This window comes from Pontibacter mucosus (genome assembly GCF_003054055.1).
Classification (GTDB): domain Bacteria; phylum Bacteroidota; class Bacteroidia; order Cytophagales; family Hymenobacteraceae; genus Pontibacter; species Pontibacter mucosus.
This window is the reverse complement of sequence record NZ_QBKI01000011.1, coordinates 49653-73555: the sequence shown is the minus strand read 5'-3', so window position 1 is coordinate 73555 and position 23903 is coordinate 49653. Positions and strand designations below refer to the sequence as shown.

The 23903-nt window shown below is 53.6% G+C and carries 30 protein-coding genes; 12 read left to right on the top strand and 18 right to left on the bottom strand.

Going from position 1 to position 23903, the window contains the following annotated elements:
* Positions 1–7 precede the first annotated feature (7 nt).
* From C8N40_RS18715 to C8N40_RS18650, 14 genes are all read right to left on the bottom strand, one after another.
* Positions 8–223, bottom strand: a complete 216-nt coding sequence (locus C8N40_RS18715) for a hypothetical protein (protein WP_108213339.1) — start codon at positions 221–223, stop codon at positions 8–10.
* A gap of 18 nt (positions 224–241) precedes the next feature.
* On the bottom strand, positions 242–430 hold the full coding sequence (locus C8N40_RS22475; protein WP_146173600.1) for a hypothetical protein: 189 nt from the start codon (positions 428–430) through the stop codon (positions 242–244).
* Positions 431–659: 229 nt separating this feature from the next.
* Positions 660–1220, bottom strand: coding sequence for a hypothetical protein (locus tag C8N40_RS18705; protein ID WP_211318146.1), 561 nt, complete (start codon positions 1218–1220; stop codon positions 660–662).
* Between the two features lie 12 nt (positions 1221–1232).
* Positions 1233–1604, bottom strand: a complete 372-nt coding sequence (locus C8N40_RS18700) for a hypothetical protein (RefSeq protein WP_108213337.1) — start codon at positions 1602–1604, stop codon at positions 1233–1235.
* A 30-nt stretch (positions 1605–1634) separates the two neighbouring features.
* Entirely contained in the window at positions 1635–1946 is a 312-nt protein-coding gene (locus C8N40_RS18695; RefSeq protein ID WP_108213336.1) for a hypothetical protein, read from the bottom strand.
* Between the two features lie 96 nt (positions 1947–2042).
* Complete coding sequence (locus C8N40_RS18690; protein WP_146173599.1) at positions 2043–2363, bottom strand: hypothetical protein; 321 nt, start codon at positions 2361–2363, stop codon at positions 2043–2045.
* 78 nt (positions 2364–2441) lie between these two features.
* Positions 2442–2657, bottom strand: coding sequence for a hypothetical protein (locus C8N40_RS18685; RefSeq protein ID WP_108213334.1), 216 nt, complete (start codon positions 2655–2657; stop codon positions 2442–2444).
* Positions 2654–2884: a hypothetical protein gene (locus C8N40_RS18680; RefSeq protein ID WP_146173598.1), complete on the bottom strand. Its 231-nt coding sequence runs from the start codon at positions 2882–2884 to the stop codon at positions 2654–2656. The genes C8N40_RS18685 and C8N40_RS18680 overlap by 4 nt, the downstream gene beginning before the upstream one ends.
* A 99-nt stretch (positions 2885–2983) precedes the next feature.
* On the bottom strand, positions 2984–3208 hold the full coding sequence (locus C8N40_RS18675; RefSeq protein WP_108213332.1) for a hypothetical protein: 225 nt from the start codon (positions 3206–3208) through the stop codon (positions 2984–2986).
* On the bottom strand, positions 3201–4277 hold the full coding sequence (locus C8N40_RS18670) for an AAA family ATPase (protein ID WP_108213331.1): 1077 nt from the start codon (positions 4275–4277) through the stop codon (positions 3201–3203). Before C8N40_RS18670 ends, C8N40_RS18675 begins: the two co-directional genes overlap by 8 nt.
* 24 nt (positions 4278–4301) lie before the next feature.
* Entirely contained in the window at positions 4302–4577 is a 276-nt protein-coding gene (locus C8N40_RS18665; RefSeq protein ID WP_108213330.1) for a hypothetical protein, read from the bottom strand.
* A gap of 35 nt (positions 4578–4612) precedes the next feature.
* A complete protein-coding gene (locus C8N40_RS18660) occupies positions 4613–4828 on the bottom strand; it encodes a hypothetical protein (RefSeq protein ID WP_108213329.1) in 216 nt (71 codons plus the stop codon).
* Positions 4829–4887: 59 nt separating this feature from the next.
* Entirely contained in the window at positions 4888–5157 is a 270-nt protein-coding gene (locus C8N40_RS18655) for a helix-turn-helix domain-containing protein (RefSeq protein WP_108213328.1), read from the bottom strand.
* A 151-nt stretch (positions 5158–5308) separates the two neighbouring features.
* The gene (locus C8N40_RS18650) at positions 5309–5545 is read right to left on the bottom strand and encodes a hypothetical protein (RefSeq protein ID WP_108213327.1); all 237 of its coding nucleotides are present in this window, start codon (positions 5543–5545) and stop codon (positions 5309–5311) included.
* 108 nt (positions 5546–5653) lie between these two features.
* On the opposite strand from C8N40_RS18650, the gene C8N40_RS18645 reads away from it, so the two are divergent.
* The 9 genes from C8N40_RS18645 (at position 5654) to C8N40_RS18605 (ending at position 12548) form a co-directional block, all read left to right on the top strand.
* The gene (locus tag C8N40_RS18645) at positions 5654–6100 is read left to right on the top strand and encodes a hypothetical protein (protein WP_146173597.1); all 447 of its coding nucleotides are present in this window, start codon (positions 5654–5656) and stop codon (positions 6098–6100) included.
* A gap of 9 nt (positions 6101–6109) precedes the next feature.
* Complete coding sequence (locus C8N40_RS18640) at positions 6110–6487, top strand: hypothetical protein (RefSeq protein WP_108213325.1); 378 nt, start codon at positions 6110–6112, stop codon at positions 6485–6487.
* 215 nt (positions 6488–6702) lie between these two features.
* Positions 6703–7140: a hypothetical protein gene (locus C8N40_RS18635; protein ID WP_108213324.1), complete on the top strand. Its 438-nt coding sequence runs from the start codon at positions 6703–6705 to the stop codon at positions 7138–7140.
* Positions 7141–7161: 21 nt separating this feature from the next.
* Positions 7162–8505 carry a tyrosine-type recombinase/integrase gene (locus tag C8N40_RS18630; protein ID WP_108213323.1) on the top strand — a complete coding sequence of 448 codons (1344 nt, stop codon included), beginning with the start codon at positions 7162–7164 and terminating at the stop codon, positions 8503–8505.
* Between the two features lie 235 nt (positions 8506–8740).
* The gene (locus C8N40_RS18625) at positions 8741–9202 is read left to right on the top strand and encodes a NanQ anomerase/TabA/YiaL family protein (protein WP_108213322.1); all 462 of its coding nucleotides are present in this window, start codon (positions 8741–8743) and stop codon (positions 9200–9202) included.
* A 137-nt stretch (positions 9203–9339) separates the two neighbouring features.
* Complete coding sequence (locus tag C8N40_RS18620) at positions 9340–10734, top strand: MATE family efflux transporter (RefSeq protein ID WP_108213321.1); 1395 nt, start codon at positions 9340–9342, stop codon at positions 10732–10734.
* A gap of 112 nt (positions 10735–10846) precedes the next feature.
* Positions 10847–11305, top strand: a complete 459-nt coding sequence (locus tag C8N40_RS18615) for a GNAT family N-acetyltransferase (RefSeq protein WP_108213320.1) — start codon at positions 10847–10849, stop codon at positions 11303–11305.
* An 81-nt stretch (positions 11306–11386) separates the two neighbouring features.
* Positions 11387–12187, top strand: coding sequence for a HipA family kinase (locus C8N40_RS18610; RefSeq protein WP_108213319.1), 801 nt, complete (start codon positions 11387–11389; stop codon positions 12185–12187).
* Entirely contained in the window at positions 12165–12548 is a 384-nt protein-coding gene (locus C8N40_RS18605; protein WP_108213318.1) for a DUF3037 domain-containing protein, read from the top strand. The genes C8N40_RS18610 and C8N40_RS18605 overlap by 23 nt, the downstream gene beginning before the upstream one ends.
* A 164-nt stretch (positions 12549–12712) precedes the next feature.
* On the opposite strand, the gene C8N40_RS18600 is transcribed toward C8N40_RS18605, so the two are convergent.
* Complete coding sequence (locus tag C8N40_RS18600; RefSeq protein ID WP_108213317.1) at positions 12713–12901, bottom strand: hypothetical protein; 189 nt, start codon at positions 12899–12901, stop codon at positions 12713–12715.
* Between the two features lie 108 nt (positions 12902–13009).
* On the opposite strand from C8N40_RS18600, the gene C8N40_RS18595 reads away from it, so the two are divergent.
* Positions 13010–13516 (top strand): DinB family protein, encoded by a 507-nt coding sequence (locus tag C8N40_RS18595; protein ID WP_108213316.1) that lies wholly within the window; start codon positions 13010–13012, stop codon positions 13514–13516.
* A 21-nt stretch (positions 13517–13537) separates the two neighbouring features.
* Here C8N40_RS18595 and C8N40_RS18590 read toward each other — a convergent pair whose 3' ends face one another.
* Positions 13538–15697 (bottom strand): S9 family peptidase, encoded by a 2160-nt coding sequence (locus C8N40_RS18590; RefSeq protein WP_245905186.1) that lies wholly within the window; start codon positions 15695–15697, stop codon positions 13538–13540.
* Positions 15698–15974: 277 nt separating this feature from the next.
* On the opposite strand from C8N40_RS18590, the gene C8N40_RS18585 reads away from it, so the two are divergent.
* Entirely contained in the window at positions 15975–19094 is a 3120-nt protein-coding gene (locus tag C8N40_RS18585) for a SusC/RagA family TonB-linked outer membrane protein (RefSeq protein WP_108213315.1), read from the top strand.
* Positions 19095–19105: 11 nt separating this feature from the next.
* Entirely contained in the window at positions 19106–20524 is a 1419-nt protein-coding gene (locus C8N40_RS18580) for a SusD/RagB family nutrient-binding outer membrane lipoprotein (RefSeq protein WP_108213314.1), read from the top strand.
* A 333-nt stretch (positions 20525–20857) separates the two neighbouring features.
* On the opposite strand, the gene ftsH is transcribed toward C8N40_RS18580, so the two are convergent.
* Together ftsH and C8N40_RS18570 are read right to left on the bottom strand one after the other, a co-directional pair.
* Entirely contained in the window at positions 20858–22852 is a 1995-nt protein-coding gene (ftsH, locus tag C8N40_RS18575; RefSeq protein WP_108213313.1) for an ATP-dependent zinc metalloprotease FtsH, read from the bottom strand.
* A 266-nt stretch (positions 22853–23118) separates the two neighbouring features.
* Positions 23119–23898: a TIGR02757 family protein gene (locus tag C8N40_RS18570; protein WP_170114148.1), complete on the bottom strand. Its 780-nt coding sequence runs from the start codon at positions 23896–23898 to the stop codon at positions 23119–23121.
* Positions 23899–23903: the final 5 nt, after the last annotated feature.

The window sequence follows — 23903 nt, the reverse complement described above, 5'->3', positions numbered from 1 at the left end:
CAATCGTTTAGCTAATCAGGGCGCTTATCACCACTTCGTAGTCTGCCGTGAAGGCTTTGCCGATGAACTCGCGGGGAATCTTCTCTTCCCTTTTCTCGTTGGGCATACCGGCCAGCTTGGCGGCGTACATCATGCGGATTTGCGGCTCGCGCTTGCGCTGTTCCAAGAGGTCGCGGGCAGTCTGCTCCTTGTAGCGCGGGTTGGGTTTTGCGGTCTGTGTCATGGCTTATCGCTAAAAGTATTAGGTTCTTTTGTTGTTCTCAGCCACCACGCTGGCAGCGTCTTTTTTGATTTTGTCCAGCATTGCACAGAGGATTTCCAAGTCCTCAACAGTCCGGACCTGCTGCTTATGGGCAAGCGTCTGCGCCTTAATATCTACCACATAGGATAGCAAAACAGGCGCTGCTTTCTTGGGTCTGCCTCTTGGCATAATTGATTAGGATTTTGTGCCGGAGAGTTATGTTCTCATTAACTAACCTGGTGTATAGGTTTATTGAAGAAGTAATCTCCCCTGGCTTGAAATGAGTGTCGGCCTTGCTTTGATATTCTTTCCATGTGGCAAGGTGCCTTTTGTCGATATTGATGCTTGTCAGTAGGCTATCCGCTAACCGGTAAAGCTCAATTCCATCGAACTCAATTTTTTTAGATTCTGGCATGGTTTAGTTGTCTGTGGTTACAGGATTATACAATTCCGCAAATCGCTTTAGAAACAGCAGCTTCGCATCCTTTGGCGGCAGCGGTTCAATAACTTCAGGATAGGGCTCCATCTCATACCCCCAGTTCAGGTTGTGTGGCAGCAAGTCACGTTTTTCAGTAAAGAGCATGCGGTTGTCTATCTCCTTTACCTCAGCAGCGATTTGAGGCGGCGCCCACCCTGGGTGCAGACCGAAACGCTTATTGATGTGCCACTGAATGCCCGCCTCTGCCGCTAAGTAGAACTCCATGTGCGGTGTTATCTTGATAGGGCGGGTTATATCTCCCAGATAAGCCTCACTTGCATCATGCAGCAGCGCGTACAGCGCAGCATCCGGGGAGGCCTTCAGCGAGCAGAGCACGGAGTGTTGCGCCACGCTGTAAAACTCTTTAGTATGGCCCGTGAATCGGCAGATATTGCTCAGCGCCTGCGAAATGTCCTGTATGCAGATTTCCTGTCGTGTCTTGTCGAACGGGTGAAATCTGTGTCCAGCGTACGTCTGGATATAATTGTCTTTGATGTTCATTTTATCAGTATGTTAAAGTTTGTCCAGTACTGACCTCACTTTTTCGCAGCATTGGGTGCAATACCCAAAAGGGCTTTTAGGGTCTTTTGGTGCCTCAAACTTGCATTTTGGGTTCTCACACTTTTCTTGCTCTGTTGCCTTGGGTTGTGGTATTCTCGTTATCGACAGTGGGTAGCACATTGTGTTGTTCCGTCTGAACCACTTGCCAAAATAGAAGTGCGTGCAGTTGCTCACATGATAGCGGAAGGAGCCTAGCGAAATGCCTGCGTCCGGATGGTGCTCCTGCAAGTGCTGGTACATCGCATTGATGCTGTACTTTACAGCGATTGGCTCCCGCTTGTCGGTTTCGAGGTTGAGTTGCCAGAGGGTGTATTTATACTTCATAAATTCATTAGGTTGATTGATACATTAGACTTAACCCCATCTGCCATCTTTCAGAAGGCAGTCAATTGGACCTACAATCCAAGTTTTAAACCAGAGATCTATTCTGGCTTTGATGAAAGCGTCTGCCTCCTTTTCGTTGGTAGGGTACTTATCATCGGGGGATATTTTTGAAAAGTGCGCTGATTCGAGCGTTGCAACTCGCCGCATTTCTTCAAGAACTGACTTCACATCCTCCGCCTGAGCCTTCCAGAGTGGATGTATCTTTTCAATTTCTTCGGCTTCATAGGCTAACTGGTTAAACTTGTTAGCCATATCTCTGTACATCTTAGATGTCTTTTCCATGTGCTGATTTGAATATTAGGTTATTGCATTACACTTATTTCTCTTTTGCCACTCCTTATAATCCAGGGCGGCGGCTGGATGATTATCCTGCTACACTTACATGTAAATCAGGATGAGTATAAAGGCGATGTAGAGCAGGGCGGCTAAGGGTGTTTTGGCTGCGTTCCAGGCTCTTGCCACCAAGTAGCGGGCTAAATCGCGGGCATGTAACCCCTCCCCTTCCTCGCCTGTTACCGGGTCTTTCAGGATGCACTTGGGCAAAGGGTAGCCCCAGTAGCAGAAGCCAGCGCCCCAGGCAATGGCTGTTACTACCAGCCCCAGCACTATCACCAGGGCGTTGTTGGAAAGCTGCGTAAGCAGGAGCGCAAAACAGCCCAACACAATGAGCAGCAGCGCGGGGTTTTTCGGTTTTTTCATCTCGGGTGAGGTAAGGGTGAAACTTGGTTTTTTTATGCTTTTTGGCTCGTACACCCCCTGTTAGGAGGCTTTATTTTACTACAGTAAGTTGTTGTAGGCGGCAACCGCTTCGATGGCATCGGTGCCCCGGTAGACGACCCTGCAGCCGTGGCAGACGACAAGGGTCCCGTTCAGGCACACGTCCAGCGTTTTCCCCCGGTTCAGCGTGTCTGCCGTGTCGGTTTGGGCAAAGGTGACGCCCTCGCTGTCGATGAAGTCCTGCAGCTTCTCAGGTGTAATGGTTGGTTGTTTCATCGCAGTATTCTTGCTGGTTCGATTAAATCCATTGTTTCTAAGTCTATGCTTTCGATGTTGGCGCGGGTTAGCATCACGGTGGCTTCATGCTCTAGTCGCTTGAAGGTGGAAGCCTCGTGCGCTGCTACGGCCTGCTTCATGTCCGTCAGGATTACTTCCAGTTCTTCGATGATAGCGTAAGGATTCGCTTTCTGCATCGGTCTGTCCTGGAAGGATAAGCCGGTCATGGCTTTCACTTCTTGCAAATAGGCATCAATTGCTCTCTCGACTTTTGCAGCCGGGTCCTGGAGTGTCATCATAAAAAGGTATAAGGGTGAAGGGTGGTGTTAGCTAAAAAAGCTCAGGTTCTTTTGGTACAGCCAGTGGGGCACTTCCACCTCCACGTTATCGTCGTCTACCAGCCGCACCGGGCAATACTTTACAGGCAGATGAAGCAGGAAGCCGTTGCGGGTCAGGATAAAGCTCTTGCCCATCCGGCCTCCTATCATCCAGGGTGCCTCGTAACAGTAGCCTTCCTTTCGCTTGTGTATCGAGGCGGTAATCTTAGGCATGGGCCTGGGCCTTTTCGTAGGTGTTAATCTTCTTCTGAAGCACCTCTATTGTCTGCGCTGCCTTCTCAAAGCTGAGGCTGTAAAGGCTGTTGGTTACTTTCTTCACGGTGGCCTCTGCCTGTGCCGGGTGCTTCAGCAGCTCCAGTATCTGCTCTGCTTGCTCGTTGGAGATACCTTGCTCTGTTGCTGGTGCCTCTTCTTGCTCTACTACTTTGCCCTCCTGCACCTCTGCTTTCAGGCTTTCCCCTTTTTCAGCTACAGCAGATTTAAATTCTGCCACTTCTTTCAGGTTTGGATACTTATGCCATACCTTCTTTGTGCATTCCACATCGGTGCATTCTTCTACCTCCTTCAGGGCCAGTTGTAACACATCCACGCCAGTTTCACTCCACTCTTTCAACTGCTGTCCTGTCTCCACCGTAACAACAAACTCTGGTCGGTCAGCAAATAGGCCGGTGCGGTCTTTGGAAGCTCTGGCGTAGTGGTTGGCGTTAATGATTTCCAGGTTCACGGTTAGCTCGTACTCCCATCCTTCGCGGGTTACTTCCTTGAATCCGGCTTTTACAGGGGCCTGCACTGTTTTACCTTGCCTGTTGGTGGTTTCCTGCAGCACGTAGTCCTGCTTTCTTCTGGCAGTGGTGATGGTGTGTGCCTTGGAGGTGATGATTGCCTGCTTAAACTTCTCATGGCGCGGGGTTAGCTGTTTCCAAGCGGACTGGAAGCCGCCGCCTATGCTGTCTGCCTGCTCCAGAATGCCGCCAACACCCTCCCACTCGTGGGAAATGCTGTCAATGATGATTACCTCCATTCCGGCATTCTCGCATACCCGGATAGCCTCTATGTAGCGCTCAGGGGAGTAAGGGGCCTCTAATGGCAGGGCGTTGTAATCGCCTAAGTGGGAGTAGAGTTCGCCCGAACCGTTCTCGGTGTCAATCAGGGCAATCTTTGACCAATCGCCTGTGATGCCATAGGCTAGTAGTAAGGCAGAGTAGGTTTTGCCGAAGCCGGAAGGGGCGGATAGTCCGATTCTGAGCTTGGCTTTTTGTCTGGTTGCTTTTCGTAATTGCATTGGGATTAGGGATTAACAGGTTTACTAGTTGATGATTTCGATGCTTTCCAAAAGCACGTGGTGCATTTTGGCCTCTCCGAACTTGAGGTAGGAGATTATCACCTGCTCCGGGGTTACCTTCTCCAGCTCCCCCTCGAACTTCTCCTGCCCGAAGTCTGAGAACTCGTACACTGCCGTGTAGCTGCCCTTGTTGCGGGTCAGCATCCTCGGCTGCAGGGGTCGGAACTTGCGTTTAATCGTGAACTGGCACCCTTGCAGCAGCAGTTGCGCCTTTTGCTCGTTGGTAAGCTCTTGTAGCATCGTTTTAAGGTTTTAGGGGTGAATGATTAACTATGTCATCTCACGGGCGCGGGCACCGCATCCTCAATGCGGCAGGGGCTGCAGGGTATAAGTCCGGCCCTGCTGCGGGCTGCCAGCTCTCTGGCATGGGCATTTTCGCCTTGCCTGATGCGGGTGAAGGTGACCCATCCGGGCTGGTCTATCACGTTGCAGGCGGTGCGGCGGTGGATGAACTTTTCTACTCTCTGGTCAAATGCGGTGATGTCTCTCATGTTATGGGGTGCCCCTGCGGCGGGTGTGGCCTCGGGCGTTAGGGTGAAACTTCTAGTTGTTAGTAAGCCAGCTTGCGGCTTTGCTTGTAGTCGTAGAGGTCTTTGCGGGAGAAGGTGACGCGGGTGCCGTGGGCGCTACAGGGCACTTTCCCTGCCTTCACCAGCCTGCGGAGCTGCCTTTCGGATAATCCCACATATTCCCCGGCTGCCTTGTAGCCCTTAATCTCGTCGTCTACTGCGGAGATGTAGCCCTCAAACAGGCGCTCCAACTTCTCCACCCGCCTCAGCAAAGCCTCGTGCTGTTCGGCGGGCACCACGGCAACAGTCATGGCAGTAGCGTTAAGAAATGGGAAATCGGGGTGGCCAGCGCGAAATAGGCGGCGATGATGGCGTAGGCTTTCTTGTCTGGGTTGGATAAAAGTGTTTTCATGATTTCTAGCTTTTAGGATTATCTGAATATTTGATTTTGCGTATTTAGAATTAAGCTACCTCAAGCTGCTCCCTGAGCTTATTGGCCTCTTCTACCTCGTGCTGCTTTGCCTTCTTTTTGGTTAAAGCCTCCCCTAGAAGCTGCTTGTAAGCCCTCCACACATCATGGTCCGTATCACCCTCCTGGATCTTCTTTGTCACAGTGGTGGCAGAACACTTTGCCATGCCCTGGATTTTCTTGTTCCAGCCCCGTGGCAGTTTGATTTTGCTATTTTGTTTGGTGTTCATTTCGCCTTTTGTTTACTTTGATGTTCTATGTGATTTTGTATACGACAAAGTACGTCAAACGGACGATTATTATCAACACATTTGCCAAATATTTTCAAAATATTTTCTATGAAAAAGATTTCGTCTTTCGAATGTGCTATTAATCAGCGCGTTATGGATTTGTTTAAAGACAATGGCTACGAAGAAATGCGGGCCGGGAAGACGGTATTCAGTGAGCAGTTCAATCTTGACAAGTCAAACTTTAGCAAATACTCCAATATGGAAAGGCCTATCCCATTGGAATCACTCGTCTTGATTTCTAATAAATTCAACATATCGTTGGATGAATTAATCAAAGGCGGCGACTCCAAGGGGCAAAGCGTATCGGCTGGGCGGGATATGTCGGGTGTAAACCAGGCCGGAAGGGATATTTCCACCGGGGGTGGAGATTGTGAGCAAAAGTTGGCGGCTGCGCTAAAGGAAATCACCCATCTAAATAAGGAAATTGGCCACCTGAATGAGCGCCTTCAAGACAAAGAGGATATGATCGCCTTACTAAAAGGGCGTAAGGACTAAAACCATCATATGAAGCACCCCGTTAGCGTGCGCTTAATCAAGGCGTACGACCATCTAAAGGACCGGGGCATAGTAACCTCGCAAAAGGAGTTTGCGATTGCCTGCGGTTTCTCAGACACCCACTTCAACGAACTACGCGACGGCGTGCGCAATACAAATCTCTCGGTAATTACCAACCTGTATATTAAATTTGGCGTATCACTTACCTACCTGGTAATCGGAAAACCACCCATTATGGACAAGGACGCCAAAAAGGAAATCGCCCCTGAGCTGGCAAGGCAGCTGGAGGAAGAGCGCGACAAGGTTAGGACCTTAGAGCGCGAAAGGGAGCAGTTATTAAAGCTGCTAGCCTTCTATCAAGAAGAGCTAAAGGAAAAGCTTAAGTAGAATGTTTCTAAATTTCCTTCTTTTTTTTGACCGTTTGCCTCCTAAAAATCTAGGCTAAGTCTATGTTTTTTTGGTATAACCTCCGATTATTTTTAGACAAAGCCCCAAAAACTCCAATTACAGCACCCGTTGCAGGATAAACCAATTACCTTGGTGGTAATCATAAATATCTATATACTTGGGTAAACAAACTTAAACCGCTACCCATCTATCTTATGCTTACCCCTTTTGAAACCATCGCGGCCCTTGGCGTGGCCGCGCTCGCGGTGCAGTCTGCCCTGCTGTACCGTGCTAGGAAACAAACAGCCCCTGCCTGGCCCGCGAAAAACTCAAACACGCAGACTCTTTCTGCCGGTCGCGACATGGAGCATGTCAACCAGGCCGGTCGCGACATCCACATTCACCCCGCTAACGAAAAGGACCTGAACGCCATCCTGAAGGAGAATGAGTTCCTTAAAAGGGAAAACACCCACCTGCGCAAACAAAACAGGAGCCTAGTCAAGCAGATTACCCTTGTGTTGGACCAGCTCCGTGTCAAGAGCGGCCTGCTCCAGGAGTGCCACGCGCAGCTATGGGAGAAAGGCCAGCGCATCCAACAGTTGGAACAACAGCAGCGGCAGGTGCCCTTTCTGCCCATTACAGCCAGAACCTAAACCCTATTACCGCTTATCCCTATGAATGCCATTTACAAAGTGACCATCCGCACCGACCAGGTGGATGCGGCGGGCCGTTCAGCCGTGCGCGTCCGCATCCGCAAGGCAGGCCAGACCCGTTACCTGCAGACCGGCATCTTTTTAAAGTATCACCGTGACAAGCGCAAGAGCGAGTGGAACGAGGATGCCGAGGAAGGCAAAAATAACTGGGTTACCTCCCGTCACTTTGACCACGCGGCCCTGAACCTGCAGCTGGTCAAGTCCCTCAAGCGCCTGCGCCACATCGAGAGCGAGCACCCCACTTATACCGCCACGCAGATCCGCGATGCCTACGGCCAGCCGGAGGAAGCGCCGCGGCGCGGGTTCCTGGCCTTCGCTCGCGAGTGGATTGCCCGCAAGGAGAAGCTGGGCCAGCATGGCTCAGCAGAGGTGTACCGCACCCAGCTCGGCTATTTTTCCCGCTACTGGGGTGAGCGGCCCGACGACCCGGCCCGCCTCACACCCTCGACAGTAGCCGAAATGGTGCACTTCTTCCGTACCTGCGACACGAGAAAGGGCAAAGGCACCGGGTACGGCACGCAGACGATTAACGACGCGCTGGCCGTGTACCGCACCTTTTTCCGGCACGGCATCCTGGAGGGCTGGATTGCGCCCATGCCCAACCCGTTTGACCTCCCGCCGGTGGAAGCGGAGCACCCTGCCCTGGAGCGCCCCACGGCCTCGCAAGTCATGGGACTGCGCGAACTGGAGGGGCTGTCGGAGCCGGAGCACCACGCCCGCAACGTGTTTTTGATGCAGTTTTTCCTTAACGGAGCCCGCGTCTCGGAGGTCTATACGTTGAAGTGGGCGGACGTGACCGCCACGCACATCCGCTTTAAGCCCCGAAAGCGGTCAAGAGGAACCAAGACTGTGCCGCGCCACGAAGGGATTGAATGGATTTTAGCGCAGTACCCCAAGGAAGGGCCGTATATTTTCCCGTACTTGCAGGCCGGTGATGCCACGGCAAAAGACGGCCTGCGGCAGGCGCTTTACAAGCGTGTCAACGCCCGCATCAACTCGGCCCTGCGCCGGGTGGCTGTAAGGGCGGGGCTGCCCCACCTGACCAGCCACATGCAGCGCCACGCCTTTGCCGACCACGTATGGCAGCAGACGGGCGATATCCGGGCCGTGCAGGAGCTGCTGGGCCATGCCGACGTGCAGGCCACGCAGCTTTACATGAAGCGCCTGGGACAGCAGCAGCAGGACGCGCTGAGTTTGAGCCTGTACGCGGCGGCTCAGGGAAACGTCAGGGAAACATTTGCCGCCCAACCCGTCCGGGAGGGCAGGCCAGCGACCGGGGCAAAACGGCCAAAAAAGGGCAAGTGACCGCGTTTTACGGCCTGCGCAGGACGGTAAATTAAAATTAGCATTTTATAACAAGTATAAACCGCTGTTTCGTTCGTTTTGATATCCTTATCTCCTAGCAAGTTTTATGACAAAAGACTTGATGACAAAAGACTAAAGATGCAAAGTATAAACGAAGCACTGCATACTTTTTAACTCTCTAACTCTCTAACTCTCTAACTTTCTATCTGTCTAACTTTCTAACTCCAAAACTCCCATGGTTCTCGACAAACTTGCCAACGCACAACGCTACTATACTTTGCACCCGCTCTTCGAAAGCGCCTTCGATTACCTGACCAACACAGACCTAGCCTCAGCGGCAACCGGAGTACATGAAATAGAAGGCCGCAACCTGTTTGCGATCATCTCCGACGGGCCGGGCTTTTCGGAAGAGGCTTACAAGCTGGAAGTCCACCGCAAGTATATCGACATCCAGTACATCATCTCCGGCACCGACCGCATGGGCTGGAAGGACCTGGCGCAATGCGCTGCCCCCAACGACCCTTACCAGGACGAGCGCGACGCCGCCTTCTTCCCCGACCGAACCAACAGCTGGTTTGAAGTGCCTGCCGGTTCCTTTACCATTTTCTTCCCGGACGATGCGCATGCGGCTATGGTTACCGGTGAGCGCGTGGTACGTAAGGTGGTGCTGAAGATTGCGGTAACTTCTAAAGTATAAAACAACGATAAGGCTAACTCCGGCCCTTGTACTTACAATTTATACTTTCTTCTGGAGCGAAAAGAACCGTAAATGCCGCCAACATTTAGCCGGCAAAGCCAGTAAATTACTGCTCTTGATTGTAGCCTCTCCTTTCCATGACAAACCTTAGAGAATTTCTGCAGCTCGTCTGGTCTGCCATAAAGGGCAAGGAGCAGGATTACACCACGCTTGGCATCCGGAACAGCATCATTCTGCTGGCCATCCCCATGATTCTGGAGATGCTCATGGAATCCTTGTTTGCCATCGTAGACATCTTCTATGTGGGCAGGCTTGGGGCGAACGCGCTGGCCATCGTGGGGCTAACCGAGTCCATCCTGATGATCATCTATGCCGTGGGCATGGGCATCAGCATTGCCGCCACCGCCCTGGTGTCGCGGCGGATTGGGGAGAAAAAGTATAGGGAGGCCGGAAGTATAACTTTTCAGCTGATCGTGACGGGCATCGTGCTGGCCCTGCTGATGGGCGGCATCGCCACCTTTTTTGCCGGTGATTTACTATCCTTGATGGGGGCCGCGCCAGAGCTGGTGGCAGAGGGCGTGACGTATGCGCAGGTGATCTTTGCCGGTAATGTGGCCATTCTGCTCCTATTCCTCATTAACGGAGCCTTCCGGGGCGCAGGCTTGCCCCACCTGGCCATGCGCACGCTCTGGCTGGCTAACGGCATCAACATCGTCCTGGATCCGCTCCTTATCTTTGGTATTGGCAACATTGAAGGTCTCGGGTTGGCAGGGGCAGCCTGGGCCACCACCATTGGCCGAAGTTTGGGTGTGGTATACCAGCTCTACCACCTCTTCAACGGAAAACACGTGCTGAAAATCACGGGGGATAACCTGGTGATCAGCCTTAAAATGATTCTCCGCATCCTGAAGCTCTCCTCCGGCGGTGTGGGCCAGTACCTGATCGACTCGGCCAGCTGGATCTTTTTGACGAGACTAATGGCAGAGTTTGGCAGTAATGCCCTGGCCGGGTATACCATCGCTTTCCGCGTGATTACCTTTACCCTGCTTCCCGCCTGGGGGCTATCGTCTGCAGCCGCTACGCTGGTGGGCCAAAACCTGGGGGCCCGTAAAGCAAAAAGAGCCGAGCTTGCCGTATGGCTCACCGCACGCTACAACATGGTGTTCATGGCCGTTGTCACGCTCCTGTTTTTACTTTTCGGCGAGCACGTATCCAGCTTCTTTACCAGGGAGGCCGAGGTAATCAGCATTGCCACAGATGCCCTGCAAATCATCACATTGGGTTACATTTTCTTTGGGCTGGGTATGGTGATGGTGCAGGCCTTCAACGGGGCCGGCGATACCAGTACTCCTGCTTTCATCAACATCTTTGTGCTGTGGGTCATAGAGATACCCCTGGCTTACCTGATGGCTATCTACTTGGGCTTTGCGGCCACAGGCGTTTTTATCGTCATTGCCTTCTGCCATTCGTTACACGCCCTCGTTAGCTGGTGGCTATTCCGGCGCGGCACCTGGAAGCGCGTGAAAGTATAAACTGCCATATAAACACCGGAGGTATTCTTTTTTAGCAATAGCCAGCGTCTTCCCCTTCAGAATAGCGATACTTTTTCTATACTTGCCAGAGCAATTGCTTACTGCTACTCCTATGCTCCAAATCATTAGAACCGACTCAAATAACCCTGACTTCCGGCTGCTGGTTTCCCTGCTCGACCAGGACCTGGCGGTGCGCGACGGGGCGGAACATGCTTTCTATGCGCAGTATAACAAGCTTGTCAAAATACAGCAGGTGGTGATGGCTTACCAGGAAGGTATGGCGGTGGGCTGCGGGGCTATTAAACCCTTTGAAACAGGCGTTGCCGAAGTGAAACGCATGTATGTGCGGGAGGAGCTGCGGGGACAGGGAATTGCCAGGCAGGTGATGCAGGAACTGGAGCGATGGGCAGCAGAACTGGGCTATACTTCCTGCATCCTGGAAACGGGTAAAAAGCAGCCTGAAGCCATCAGCCTCTATCAAAAATGCGGCTACACACTTATCCCGAACTATGGGCAGTACAAGGGAGTTGAGAACAGCGTGTGCATGCAGAAACAGCTGGTCAAAGTATAGGCAAAAACAAACTCCGTTAATTTGGGGTTACAAGAGGCAAAATGCAAACAAAGCGGAGGTCTCCGCAGAGAACAAGTATAAATGAAGTATACCCCACCTGAAATAAGGACTGTCGACGTGACGCGGTACATCACCCCGCTGCGCGAAGGCGGCTCGTTGCCGGCCATTGTGGAGGCGGACGATGAGTTTATGTACGTACTCAAGTTTCGCGGCGCCGGACAAGGTATAAAGGTACTGATCGCCGAGTTGATTGTTGGCGAGATAGCCCGCGCTCTGGGCTTTAAAGTACCCGAAATTGTGTTTGCCACGCTCGATGAGGCTTTCGGGCGCACCGAGCCGGACGAGGAAATACAGGATTTGCTCCGGGCCAGCGAGGGCCTGAACCTGGCGCTGCACTACCTTTCCGGCGCCATCACTTTTGACCCGGTCGTGACGACCCTGGATGCGACCCTTGCCTCCCAGATAGTATGGCTCGACAGCCTGGTGATGAACGTGGACCGCACCGCCCGCAATACCAACATGCTCATGTGGAAGAAGGAACTGTGGCTGATTGACCACGGCGCTGCCCTATACTTCCATCACTCCTGGAACAATTGGGAAGAGCAGGCCAAACGCCCTTTCCCCCAGATAAAAGACCATGTGCTGCTGCCACTGGCCTCGGAGTTGGAGGCTGTAGACGCCGCCTTCCGAGCTGTACTTTCGTCGGATCGTATCCAGGCTATACTTTCAGTCATCCCCGACAGCTGGCTTAAAGGCGTGGAATCGCCTTTTGAGTCTGCCGAGGAGCACCGCCAGGCCTATGCCCACTTTTTAGAGACACGTCTCGCCCATTCAGAAACCTTTGTAAAAGGAGCCGACCATGCAAGAAAAGCACTTATTTGAGTACGCCGTGATTCGGGTGGTGCCCAGGGTGGAGCGGGAGGAGTTTCTGAATGTGGGGGTGATTCTTTTCTGCTCGTCCAAAGGCTTTCTGCAGACCAGGTATGCCCTCGACGAGAACCGGTTAAGAGCCTTTTCAAGCTGCATTGATCTACAGGAGCTGCACCAGCGTTTGGGTGCCTTTGAGAAAGTATGCGCCGGCCGCAAAGAGGGTGGCCCCATCGGGCAACTGGGTACGGCTTCGCGTTTCCGCTGGCTTACCGCCAACCGCAGCACCATCGTGCAAACCTCCCAAGTGCACCCTGGCCTATGCGCCAACCCCCAGGAGACGCTCGACAGGCTATTTGAGCAGTTGGTGCTGTAGCCAAAATCCGACATGCTGGTAACGCGCTACTTCAACAACTACTAAAAAACTACCAACAAAAAGCCCTGCCCGGCAAAAGCTACATGCATCTATCAGGCAGGGCTCTTTATCATCAATTATAGATTGGAAGGCAAACGGCAACAGGTATATCCTCTCTGTCAACCTTACTCCACTACCTTGTAATTGCAGGTTTGGCCCGCATGGTAGGTGATCCGTTCTTCTGCCATCAGTTCCTGAATAATCTTGTCAGTATACTCTTTGCTGAAACCCAGGCTTTTCCCTAATTCAATTTCGTCTTCCTTGCCCTTGTTTTGGCGCAGCGCCTCCAGGTATTTCTCTTTGTCTTTTTCCATTTTCTTTTGAGTGCTTTTTGGGTTTATACTTCCCTGGCCGATAGAAGTTAAAATATAACCTAATAATATTTCCGTAGTACATCGTGAAAACGAACCTCCGCCAAGCCAATGGAAATCACTTCGGTTAACTCATTTCTAAACTATTACACCCGGGTCAGGGAGCGCACCAACCGTGTAGTGCAGGTAATTCCTCCCGAGCACATGGATTGGGCCTACAAACCTGGGAAATTCACCATAGCCGACATGCTCAGGCATATTGCCTGTATAGAGCGCTATTTGTACGCTGAAGTGGCACAGGGCAAGCCCGGCCGCTACAGTGGCTGCGGCAAGGAGTTGGCAGACGGCTACGAGCAGGTACTTCGCTTCTTTGAGGAAATGCACCAGCAGTCTATGGAGATTTTCAGCAGCCTGCAGGATAAGGACCTCTCCCGGCGGTGCACCACGCCTACCGGCGGCGAGATTACGCTCTGGAAATGGCTGCGTGCTATGGTAGAACACGAAATACACCACCGAGGGCAGCTTTACATTTATCTCAATATGCTGGATATTAAAACACCGCCCATCTTTGGCCTGACGTCAGAGGAAGTACAGGCAAAATATCGGGAAGACGGCTAAAGCCAACATCAGAACTCGTTGCTAATTTCCCTTCTGCAGACCCACTTCGCTGATATCAAGCAATTTTCTTTTGAAGAAATCAGCCGTGGCCGCGTTAACCTTCACGGCATTGGCAAAGCGCATCCAGTGGTGGGTATCATCCACCAGCACCAGCGTCTCGAAGGGCACACCTTTATCCTCCAGGCGGCGCGCTAGGTCCATACTGTCACGGAAATCCACGTTGCGGTCGTCGTCGGCATGGATGAGGAGCACGGGCGATGTCCAGTTGGCCACCCAGGCGGCCGGTGAGGACTTCCACATGGCTTCGGCGGCCTGCGCTGCGTCGGGTGCCTTTTCGTAGCGGTCCGGGTAGAGGATACGGGTAATGCCGCCATAGGTCAGGTCACTCATGCCGTGGATGTTCACCCCCGCGGCAAACAGGTCGGAATTGTGCGCCAGGGCCAGCCCGGTCAGATACCCGCCATAAGAGCCGCCGTATACCCCAATGCGCTTGGCGTCCACCTGCGGTTGTGCGGCCAACCACTTGCCTGCCGCCTGGATGTCTTTATACTCCGAGGCGCCTGCCTCGCCGCTGTTTTCCGGGTGCTGGAAATCATACCCGTAGCCAATGCCCAGCCTGTAGTTCACCGACAGCACCACAAAGCCCATACTGGCCAGGTACTGGTTCATGGCGTACACATTATTGTAGTAGTCGGAGTAGTGCCAGCCCAGCAGCATCTGCCGCGATGGTCCGCCGTGAATGTAAACAATGGCCGGTTTCTTACCGCCCCCCTTCGGCTCGAACAGCTGCCCGTGCACCAGCACGCCATCCTCCGCCTTAAATGTGACCTGCTTGGGTATCACCAGTTTCTGCTGCGGATAGTCTGAGGGAAGTAAATCTTCAGCTAGGAGCTGAATTTTGGCTTTGCGCTTGAAGTCCATCACGGCAGGCAGCGGCGGGCGCTGGGCAGTCGCGCTTAGCAGGGCCAGTGTTCGCCCGTCCCCCATCAGCACCGGCATGGTCTCGATGCCCTCTCCTGTGGTGAGTACCTCCATGGCAGTCTTGTCCACGGGCACGCGCGCGACATGGCGACGGTCTATGTCTTCTTTGTCTGGCCCAGTGTTAGCGCTGAATACAAGCCATTTCCGGTCGTGACTTAGCTTGACATGCTCCACGGCAAACTGGCCCGGGGTAAGCAACAGCGGTTTTCCTCCGTCAGCAGGAATAGAGTATAAATGCGGCCAGCCGTCTTCATAAGACACATACACAATTCGTTCGCCTGCCGCCCAGCGCAGGTTGAAGCTTCCGTTCGTGCGCGGGATGGAACCACGCAGTGTCTGAGGCGCTTTCCATACTTGCCTCGCTTCACCAGTTGCTACGTCGGCCACCCAGATGCTCCAGGGCCGGTGCTGCCACTCTAGCAAAGGCTGCGGCGCGCCTCCCGTTCCTTGTGTACGCACAAAAGCCAGGCGCTTGCCATCCGGAGACCAGCGCGGGGAACGGTCGCTGGCCAGGGCAGGCGCTATCCATTTGATAGGCGTTTCGGGATTAGTGTAGACACCGATAAAGGCATGCCCCTGGCGGTTGGCTACAAAGGCCAGCTGCACCCCATCCGGCGACCATACCAGCGAACCTACATTGCCGCGGGTTACGAAAAGGGGTTGCGCAGGCGCTGATCCATCCAACGGTGCCAGCCATACTTGTCCTTTGTAAGTATAGGCTACCTCTTTGTTATTTGGAGAGATAACCGGGTAACTGCCCTCTCCTATCCGGATTGGCTCGCCGCCGTTAAAGAGTACGCTCCATACTTCTACTTTGGGCGGGATGGGCAAGCTTTCGGGGTTTACAGTCTCGTGCGCATCCCAGATAGAGCCATGCTCGCCGCCGCGCACATACACCACCCACTGCCCGTCATTGGAGACAGACAAACTGGTGATTTCCTGGCCGTCATCCTTCAAGTAGTTGGTAAGCCTCCTATACTTAAAATCCGGCCCTTCTGCCACATATACATTGCGGCGCCCTTGCTCATTAAATGCCCAAGCCATTCTGGAGCCTTCCGCAGCCGTGGTCAGCTCTGTCGGGAAAGGGTGGCTCATGACCGACTCTATGGAGAAACTTTGAGCTGCTGCACCAGCAGATGCCCCAAACATCAGGTATACAACAAAGTACAGGTAGAGCCCCGGAAGTATAGATTTCGTCATCGTTTTCGCCTTTTCAGAAGATTATATGCTATTCCACAGCTAAATATATCAATATCTATGAAACTTTATTGAAGACATCTACTATAATACCCTATAATCATTACAAGTATAAAGTATAAGTTTTTGATATACCTGTCTGAAGAAGCAGCTATGGCAAGGCTATACTATTCTCTACTTCGCTCGCTTAACCACCTACTCATGGCCAGGTGATTTTTCCTTCCATGGGACCTTCACAGCTTCTGTGTCTGCTTTATAAATCACACTAATAAATATTCCTATGAGAAACAGTTTTACCCTTCTTGTATTGCTGCTGATGTGTTGCTGGGTACCCGCCTTGGCCCAGGAAAACACCGTGAGCGGCAGGGTTACAGGAGCCGATGAGGGCATGCCCTTGCCCGGCGTTAGCGTAACCGTGAAAGGCACCACCATCGGCACTACCACCGACGCTGATGGCAGGTTCACGCTTAATGTGCCCAGTGATGAGTCCATCCTGGAGTTCCGTTTTCTTGGCTACAGGATTCAGGAAGTCCGTGTGGGGAACCAGCGCCAGGTTAACGTGGTCATGGCCACCGATACCCAGCAACTGGATGAGGTGGTGGTAACGGCGCTGGGCATTACGCGCGAGAAAAAAGCCCTGGGCTATGCCGCGCAAGAAGTGCGGACAGAGGAACTGGTACAAAACCGCCAGCCCAACGTGCTCAATGCCATGCAGGGCAAAGTAGCGGGGGTTACCATCTCCAGCACCGGGGGCGCGCCGGGCCAGGGTGCCAACATCCAGATACGTGGTATCAACTCCATCGACCCTAACCGGCCTAACCAGCCGCTCTTTGTAATTGATGGAATTCAGGTAAACAACTCCACCTCCACTTTTGGCGAGGGCGCCGAACTGCGCGGCATGAGTAACCGCCTCGCCGACCTCAACCCCGATGACATTGAAAGTATAAACATCCTGCGTGGCGGCGCGGCTACCGCGCTTTACGGGCTTCGGGGCGCCAACGGCGTAGTCGTTATCACCACCAAATCCGGGCAGAAGGGAGAAATGCGCGTGAACTTTACAAGCACCGCCGGCTGGGAGGAAGTAAACAAATTCCCGAAGATACAGGATACTTATACCCAGGGCTATACCGGCGAGTACGATCCTACCAGCTTCTGGCCCTCCTGGGGCCCCACCTGGCAAGAGGCGCGGCAAATTGACCCAACCCACCCGGAGGGAATCTACAACCACTTTGAGGATGCCTATGAAACGGGAAACCAGTTCCGTAACACGCTCACCTTCTCGGGAGGAACCGATGCCATCACCTTCTCGTCCTCCCTTTCCCGCCTGGACCATGAGGGGGTATTGCCCTTCACCGATTACCAGAACACCTCAGCCCGCCTGAACACAGAAGTCAAACTCAGTGAAAAGTTCAGCACCGGCGGTAACTTCAACTATATCCGCTCCGGAGGCAAGCGCTACAACGCCGACCGCTTCAACGAAATGCTGAGCTACTGGTCACCGCGCTGGGACGTGCGGGACTACGTGAAGCCCGATGGCACCATGCAATCCTACGGCAACGACAACCCGATCTACGCCGCCTCCACCAACCAGTTCGAAGACGACGTAAGCCGTTTTATAGGAGGGTTAAACTTTAGCTATAAGCCACTTAGCTGGCTCGACTTTAACTACCGCATCGGCCTGGATACCTATACCGATGACCGCACCCGCACCGCTCCGGGCCCCAGAAATGTTCCGGACGAGCGGCTGCTGGATGAAAATGGCCAGGGCTTCGTGCACGAGTACACCACCAAGTTCAGGTCCATTAACTCCACCTTCATTGCCTCCTTAAACAAATCGTTTGGCGACCAGTTTAATGCCACGGTACGCGTGGGCCACGAACTGTACGACGAGTACATCAAGAGCTTTGGCGTGCAGGGTGAGGAACTGTCCGTGTTCGACTTTTTCAAGCTCTCCAATGCCAGGTTCCTCTCCTCTTCAGAGAATGAGAGCGAGTACCGGCTGATGGGCATCTTCGGGGAGGCCTCCTTTGACTATGGTGACTTCCTGTTCCTGACGCTGACCGGCAGAAACGACATTACCTCCTCCTTGGCCAAGGCCAAGCGTTCTTTCTTTTACCCTTCGGCAAGTATAAGTTACATTGCCTCCGAGCACCTGGAGCTGCCCGAATTCATCAACCAGACCAAGGTAAGGCTCTCGTACGCCCAAATCGGCAAGGACGCCTCCCCTTACTCTATTTCCTCAGGCTATGCCCCCTACACCAGCCTGCCGACAGGCTATACCGGGGCGACGCGCGCTGCCTTGCTGGGCAACCGGGAGTTAAAGCCCGAATTCACCAATACTTATGAGGCGGGCCTGGAGATGTCGTTCCTGGATAACCGCATCGGCTTTGACTTTACCTATTACTACTCCCTGAGCAAGGACCAAATCCTCAACATAGATGTGGCCAGCACCACGGGCTATGTGCGGGCGGCCATCAACGCCGGAAAGATGCGCAACAAAGGCGTTGAGATTGTCCTGAACGCCACCCCGGTGCGCACCACTAACTTTAACTGGGACACCAAACTTATCTTCTCGGCCAACCGAAACAAGATCTTGAGCCTGCCGGAAGGGCTGGAGGAAGTAACCTATGCCTCACAGTTTGGCTATGTGGGATCCACCGTGACCATGAAACTGATTGAAGGGCAGCCGTACGGCAATATCTACGGCTCGCACTGGCAGCGCTACTACGGTCCGGGAGAGGAGGAAGACCCGCTCTTTATCGACGAGTCGCGCCCGATTGTGATTGGGGCGAACGGCTTCCCGGTACGGGCGCCACTGTCGAGCCAGAAACTGCTGGGCAACTCGCAACCCGACTGGATCGGCGGCTTCACGAACACCTTTACCTACAAGGGGCTCAGCCTGACTGCCTTGCTGGACGCCCGCGTGGGCCTGGAGAAGTATAACCAGATGGACAACTTCTTCGCCGCCTTTGGTATAGCCGAGTATACCGAAGACCGCAACCAAACACGTGTATTTGACGGGGTACTCTCTGACGGCACACCGAACACCAAGGAAGTATGGCTGGGCCAAGGCGTAGGCCCCGATGGCGTGGACTACGGCAACGGTTACTACAGAAACCATTACCGGGGCGTATCCGAAAACTTTGTGGAGGATGCCTCCTGGGTGCGCCTGCGCTCCCTGACGCTGCGCTACAGCCTGCCGCAGCAGTGGTTCGACAGCATCTTCATCCGCAACGCCGCCTTATCCTTTACCGGCAATAACCTCTGGCTGTCCACCGACTACAAAGGCTTTGACCCGGAAACGAGCTTCTCGCCTAGCGGCAGCAACGTGGATGGCTTCTCAGGCTTTACCTATCCTGCCGTGCGCAGCTACCTGTTCACCTTAAACATTGGCCTTTAACTAATACAGATATGAGAAAGATCTTCCGATATATACTTGCCTTCGCCATTATGGGGGCAGTAGCAGGCCTGCAGGGCTGCGAAGATTATTTTGACAAGGAGGATAACCCGAACCTGGTTCCCAATCCGCCTTTGCCCACCCTGCTGACCACCACCACGCACAAAACCGGCATCAACAGCTACCTGGTCAGCAACATCACCTCCTACTTTGTGCAGTACCTGGCCAGTCCCTCGGCGGGCGGTTCTTCAGACACTTACCAGATCACCGATTATACCGGCACCTGGGATGCGCTTTACTGGGCCATGGCTGATATTTACGATATGCGCCAGCTGGCCATCGAGCAGGGGGCTACAGAGTATGTAGGCGTGGCCAATGTCCTGATGGCCTACCACCTGTCCCTGGTCAACGATATGTGGGGGGATGCGCCCTACTCCGAAGCCTTTGCCAACATCACCTTGACGCCTGCTTTTGATGATGAGGCGAACCTGTACGATGTGACCACCCAGCTGCTGGACGAGGCGATTGTGGAACTGCAGAAACCCGAGTCCACCGTGCGGCTGATTGCTACCAGCGATGTAATACACGAGGGCAACGTGGCGAACTGGGTAAAAACTGCCTATGCCCTAAAGGCAAGGCAGCTGAACAAGCTCAGCGGCACCTCTTTCTATAACCCGCAGGCGGTGCTGGAGGCAGTGGACAATTCCTATACTTCTAACGCGGACAACGCTGAGATGGGAGTTTTCCAGACGCGTAACCCATGGGCAGCCGTGGCGCTGAGCAACGCGGGCAACCTATTGGGTGGCTGGCTTTCCGAGCAACTGATACAGCACCTGGACGGCACCTCGTACGGCGTGTTTGACCCGCGCCTGGAGCAAATCACGGACCCAACCGTAAATGGCGACTTTGTAGGCACCCCTAACGGAACCGGCAACGTTGGACCGGCCAATAACACCGTTAAGGATGAAAACTATATCTCCCGCAATTCCCCGCTTACCGGAGACGAATCACCGCTGATTATCGTGTCCTACCCAGAGGTGAAGCTGATTGAGGCAGAGGCCGCCTTCCGGGCTGGCCAGCTGGACAGGGCCTTCGAAGCATACCGCGAAGCTATCCGGGCAAGTATGGAGCTGCTGGAAGTAGCACAAGCGGACGCTGATGCATATTTGAGCAGTTCTGCCGTAGCCCAAAGCGCGTCCGAGCTAACGCTCGACAGGATTTTCCAGGAGAAGTATGTGGTAACCTACCTGAACCCGGAAGCCTGGAACGACGCCCGCCGCTACGATTACCAGTATGCCAACTTCACCCTGCCAGCGGGTGCTGCTTTGCCAACCTTTATCCGGCGGGTGGCTTACCCTTCCGGTGAGGCATCCAAGAACCCGAACACGCCAGACGTAACCGACCTTTCCTTACCGCTTTGGTGGGATCAGTAGGAAGGTGAAAGTATAAAGTATAAAAGGCAGGCCGCTGTAACAAATTCAGCGGCCTGCCTTTTATACTTAGTAAACTCAGTTGCAATTAAATCATCCCTACTCCTTCCAACGAAGCAGCTCAGTTAAGTTCTACAGATAACTGTCCCCTTGAGGACAAGTGAGACGAGAGTCGAAACTTGCGACTAAGAGTCTATAGGGGTGTAAAGCCAACGGCAAAAGTCATCTGCAAGATCCTAACACCTCACCCTTGAACTGCGTTCGTAAATTACGTACTCCCGTGCTTGTTTGTCATCAAAGGGAGAATCTAGCTTTTACTATTTTCAACAGCACCTGTCAGGAGTTGGCCTCGATAACCTTCCGGCTTAGCAGCGGCGGGGCCGGAGGAAGTCCGGCAACCTGTAAGATCTCCTGCTCATCCAGCGTTTCGCGTTCCAGCAAGGCATGCGCCAGCGCATCCAGCTCTTTCCGGTATTTTACCAGCAGGCGCTGCGCTTCTTTGTGGGCCTCGTTGATAATACGCAGTACCTCTTCATCTACCGCCTGGGCTGTTGCCTCGCTGAATGGTTTAGCGCCTGCATACCCGCTGCTGCCGCCCAGGAACTGGTTCTGGCGCGGGGCCAGTTGTACCATGCCCAGCTTGTCGTTCATGCCCCAACGGGTAACCATTGAGCGGGCCAGGTTGGTCGCCTGCTCAATATCGTTCTCAGCGCCGGTGGTACGGTTGCCGTACACAATCTCCTCCGCCGACCGGCCTCCCAATATACCGATGATTTTGCCGTGCAGGTACTCTTCAGAATAGTTGTATCGATCACTGTCAGGACGCTGGTAGGTGACACCGAGCGCCTGGCCACGCGGCACAATGGTTACGCGGTTTACGGGGTCGGCGCCAGGAACCACTAGGCCCAGAATCGCGTGGCCGCCTTCGTGATAGGCAATCCGTTCCCGGTCATCGAAGCTCAGGAGCAGCGGGCGTTCCGGTCCCAGCACAATCTTTTCCAGGGCATCAAAAAAATCTTTAAGGGTCACTACATCCTGATTTCGGCGGGCTGCCAGCAGGGCTGCTTCATTCACCAGGTTGCGTATATCCGCCCCGGAAAAGCCGGGCGTGGCGGCGGCTACTTCATGCAGCTGCACCTCCGGCGCCAGCGGAACGTTACGCGTATGCACTTTTAATATCGCCTCCCGTCCGGTCTTGTCCGGCAGGTTCACGACCACGCGCCTGTCGAAGCGCCCCGGCCGGAGCAAGGCCTTGTCGAGCACATCGGGCTGGTTGGTGGCCGCCAGCACAATAACCCCTTCCTTGCTGTCGAAGCCGTCCATTTCGGTGAGTATCTGGTTCAGGGTTTGCTCCTGTTCGCTGGCTCCGCCAACGGCCTGTTGTCCGCGGGCACGACCAATGGAGTCCAGCTCATCTATAAAAATAATGGCCGGTGCATGCTCGCGCGCCTGTTTAAAGAGGTCGCGCACCCTGGCGGCACCCACGCCCACAATCATCTCCACAAACTCCGAGGCGCTCATAGAGAAGAAAGGCACGCCCGCCTCCCCTGCCACGGCACGGGCCAGCAGGGTTTTTCCAGTGCCGGGCGAGCCAATCAGCAAAACGCCCTTTGGTGCGGCACCACCCAGGCGGGTATACTTTTTAGGGTTCTTCAGAAAATCCACGATTTCCACCAGCTCGTTTTCCGCCTCATCAATGCCGGCCACATCATCGAACGTTACCCGTTTCTGTGTTTCCTTGTCGAAGCGCTTGGCGCCGCTTTTCCCGATACCCATAAAACCGCCCATCCCCATGCCGGCCTGGCTTTTCGCCCGCCTGTACATCCAGATGTAAAAACCGATGATGATCAAGGCCGGGCCGAAGAGGGAGAGAAAAGATAACAATGGGTTGGGCGCTTCCTGGATTGGCTCCGCCCGAATCTCGACACCGTGCTCAATCAACAATTCTTCAAGGCCGGGATCGACAAAGGAAGGCACAATGGTAGCGAAGTGGGTGACCGGCACCGCCTCAATTTTCGCGGTACTGTCCGCATCCTGCGGCCTGTAGCTTACCTCCTGAATAAACTGTCCTGATATGAGTTCGCCCTTGGTGTAAATGGCCTTTACATTGTCCTTGGCTACTTCTTCCTTAAAAAGGGTGTAAGGAACCTTAACCGGCTCCGATGCACCGGGGAAAAAAGACTTCGCGATAAAATAATTGAGCAAGAGCAGGCCTAAAAACCAGAGCCAGGTTCTGCTGGGAGGCATGGGATTTTTTTTGTTGGCATTGACTGGCGCATTGCCGGTGGATGATGGCGCTTTACTCCCTGTCTGTTGTGTAGGTGTGTTCATACTTCAATTCTTAAGCTCTTGCCATATTACTGCTGTGCCTCCAGGCTCTTGGAGTAGCGGAGTTTATACTTCAAAAGATGTACTTTGCCACAAGCTTTTCATGTTGCACAGCTAGCCTATGTAGTTATAGACCAACACAATAGGCATACTTGCATGTACGGCCCTCCCCCCATCCGGTTTGTGTATACCGTATCCAAAGCTTGGGTATAAATGGCCCTGGGGACTACCTGACACTGATCAGACTCAGCCTATGTTCTTGCGAAACATCAGAACTTCTCCTCTACTCCCAGCCCAAAGAGCGCATAGTCATACTTTACCGGGTCAGCAGGGTCGAAAGCGCGCAGGTGGGCCGTCAGTTCCTCGGCCGTATCCCAGTCCATGCCTTTGCGCGTGATGAGCCCCAGGCGGCGGGCTACCCGCTCCACGTGCACATCACAAGGACAAACCAAGTCGCCCATGGGAATGTTCTTCCAGATGCCAAAATCCACGCCGCCCTTATCCTGCCGCACCATCCAGCGCAGGTACATGTTCAGCCGCTTGCAGGCCGATTTGCGGGCGGGGGTGGCGATGTGCTTGCGGGTACGCTGCGGGGCATCCTCCAGGCTGAACACCAGGTTATGAAAGTATACCAGCCTGTCCCGTTGGGTCGTTAGCTCATTTTGATCCCCCGTAAAGGCGCTCTCCAGGCTCTCGTGCCGGCTGTAGTACCACCGGAAAAAGTGCAGCAAGTATAGCAGGTCGGTATCGTTAAAGGTGCGGTGCTTGAAACCGAGCAGCCGCTGCAAATCCTGCTCCTGGTGATGGAGTATAAAATCGTGCGGCGCGTTGTCCATCAGTTCCATCAGCTTGATGCAATTATTGATGATGGTCTTGCGCTGGCCCCAGGCAAGTATGGCTGCAAAAAAACCGCTAATCTCAATGTCCTGCTTTTTAGAGAAACGGTGCGGAATCGAAACCGGGTCGTTGGGGATAAAGTCGGGCTTGTTATACTTCTCCACCCGATCATCGAGCAGCGCTTTAACGGAGGCAAGATCTGGGTGTATCATAGCAG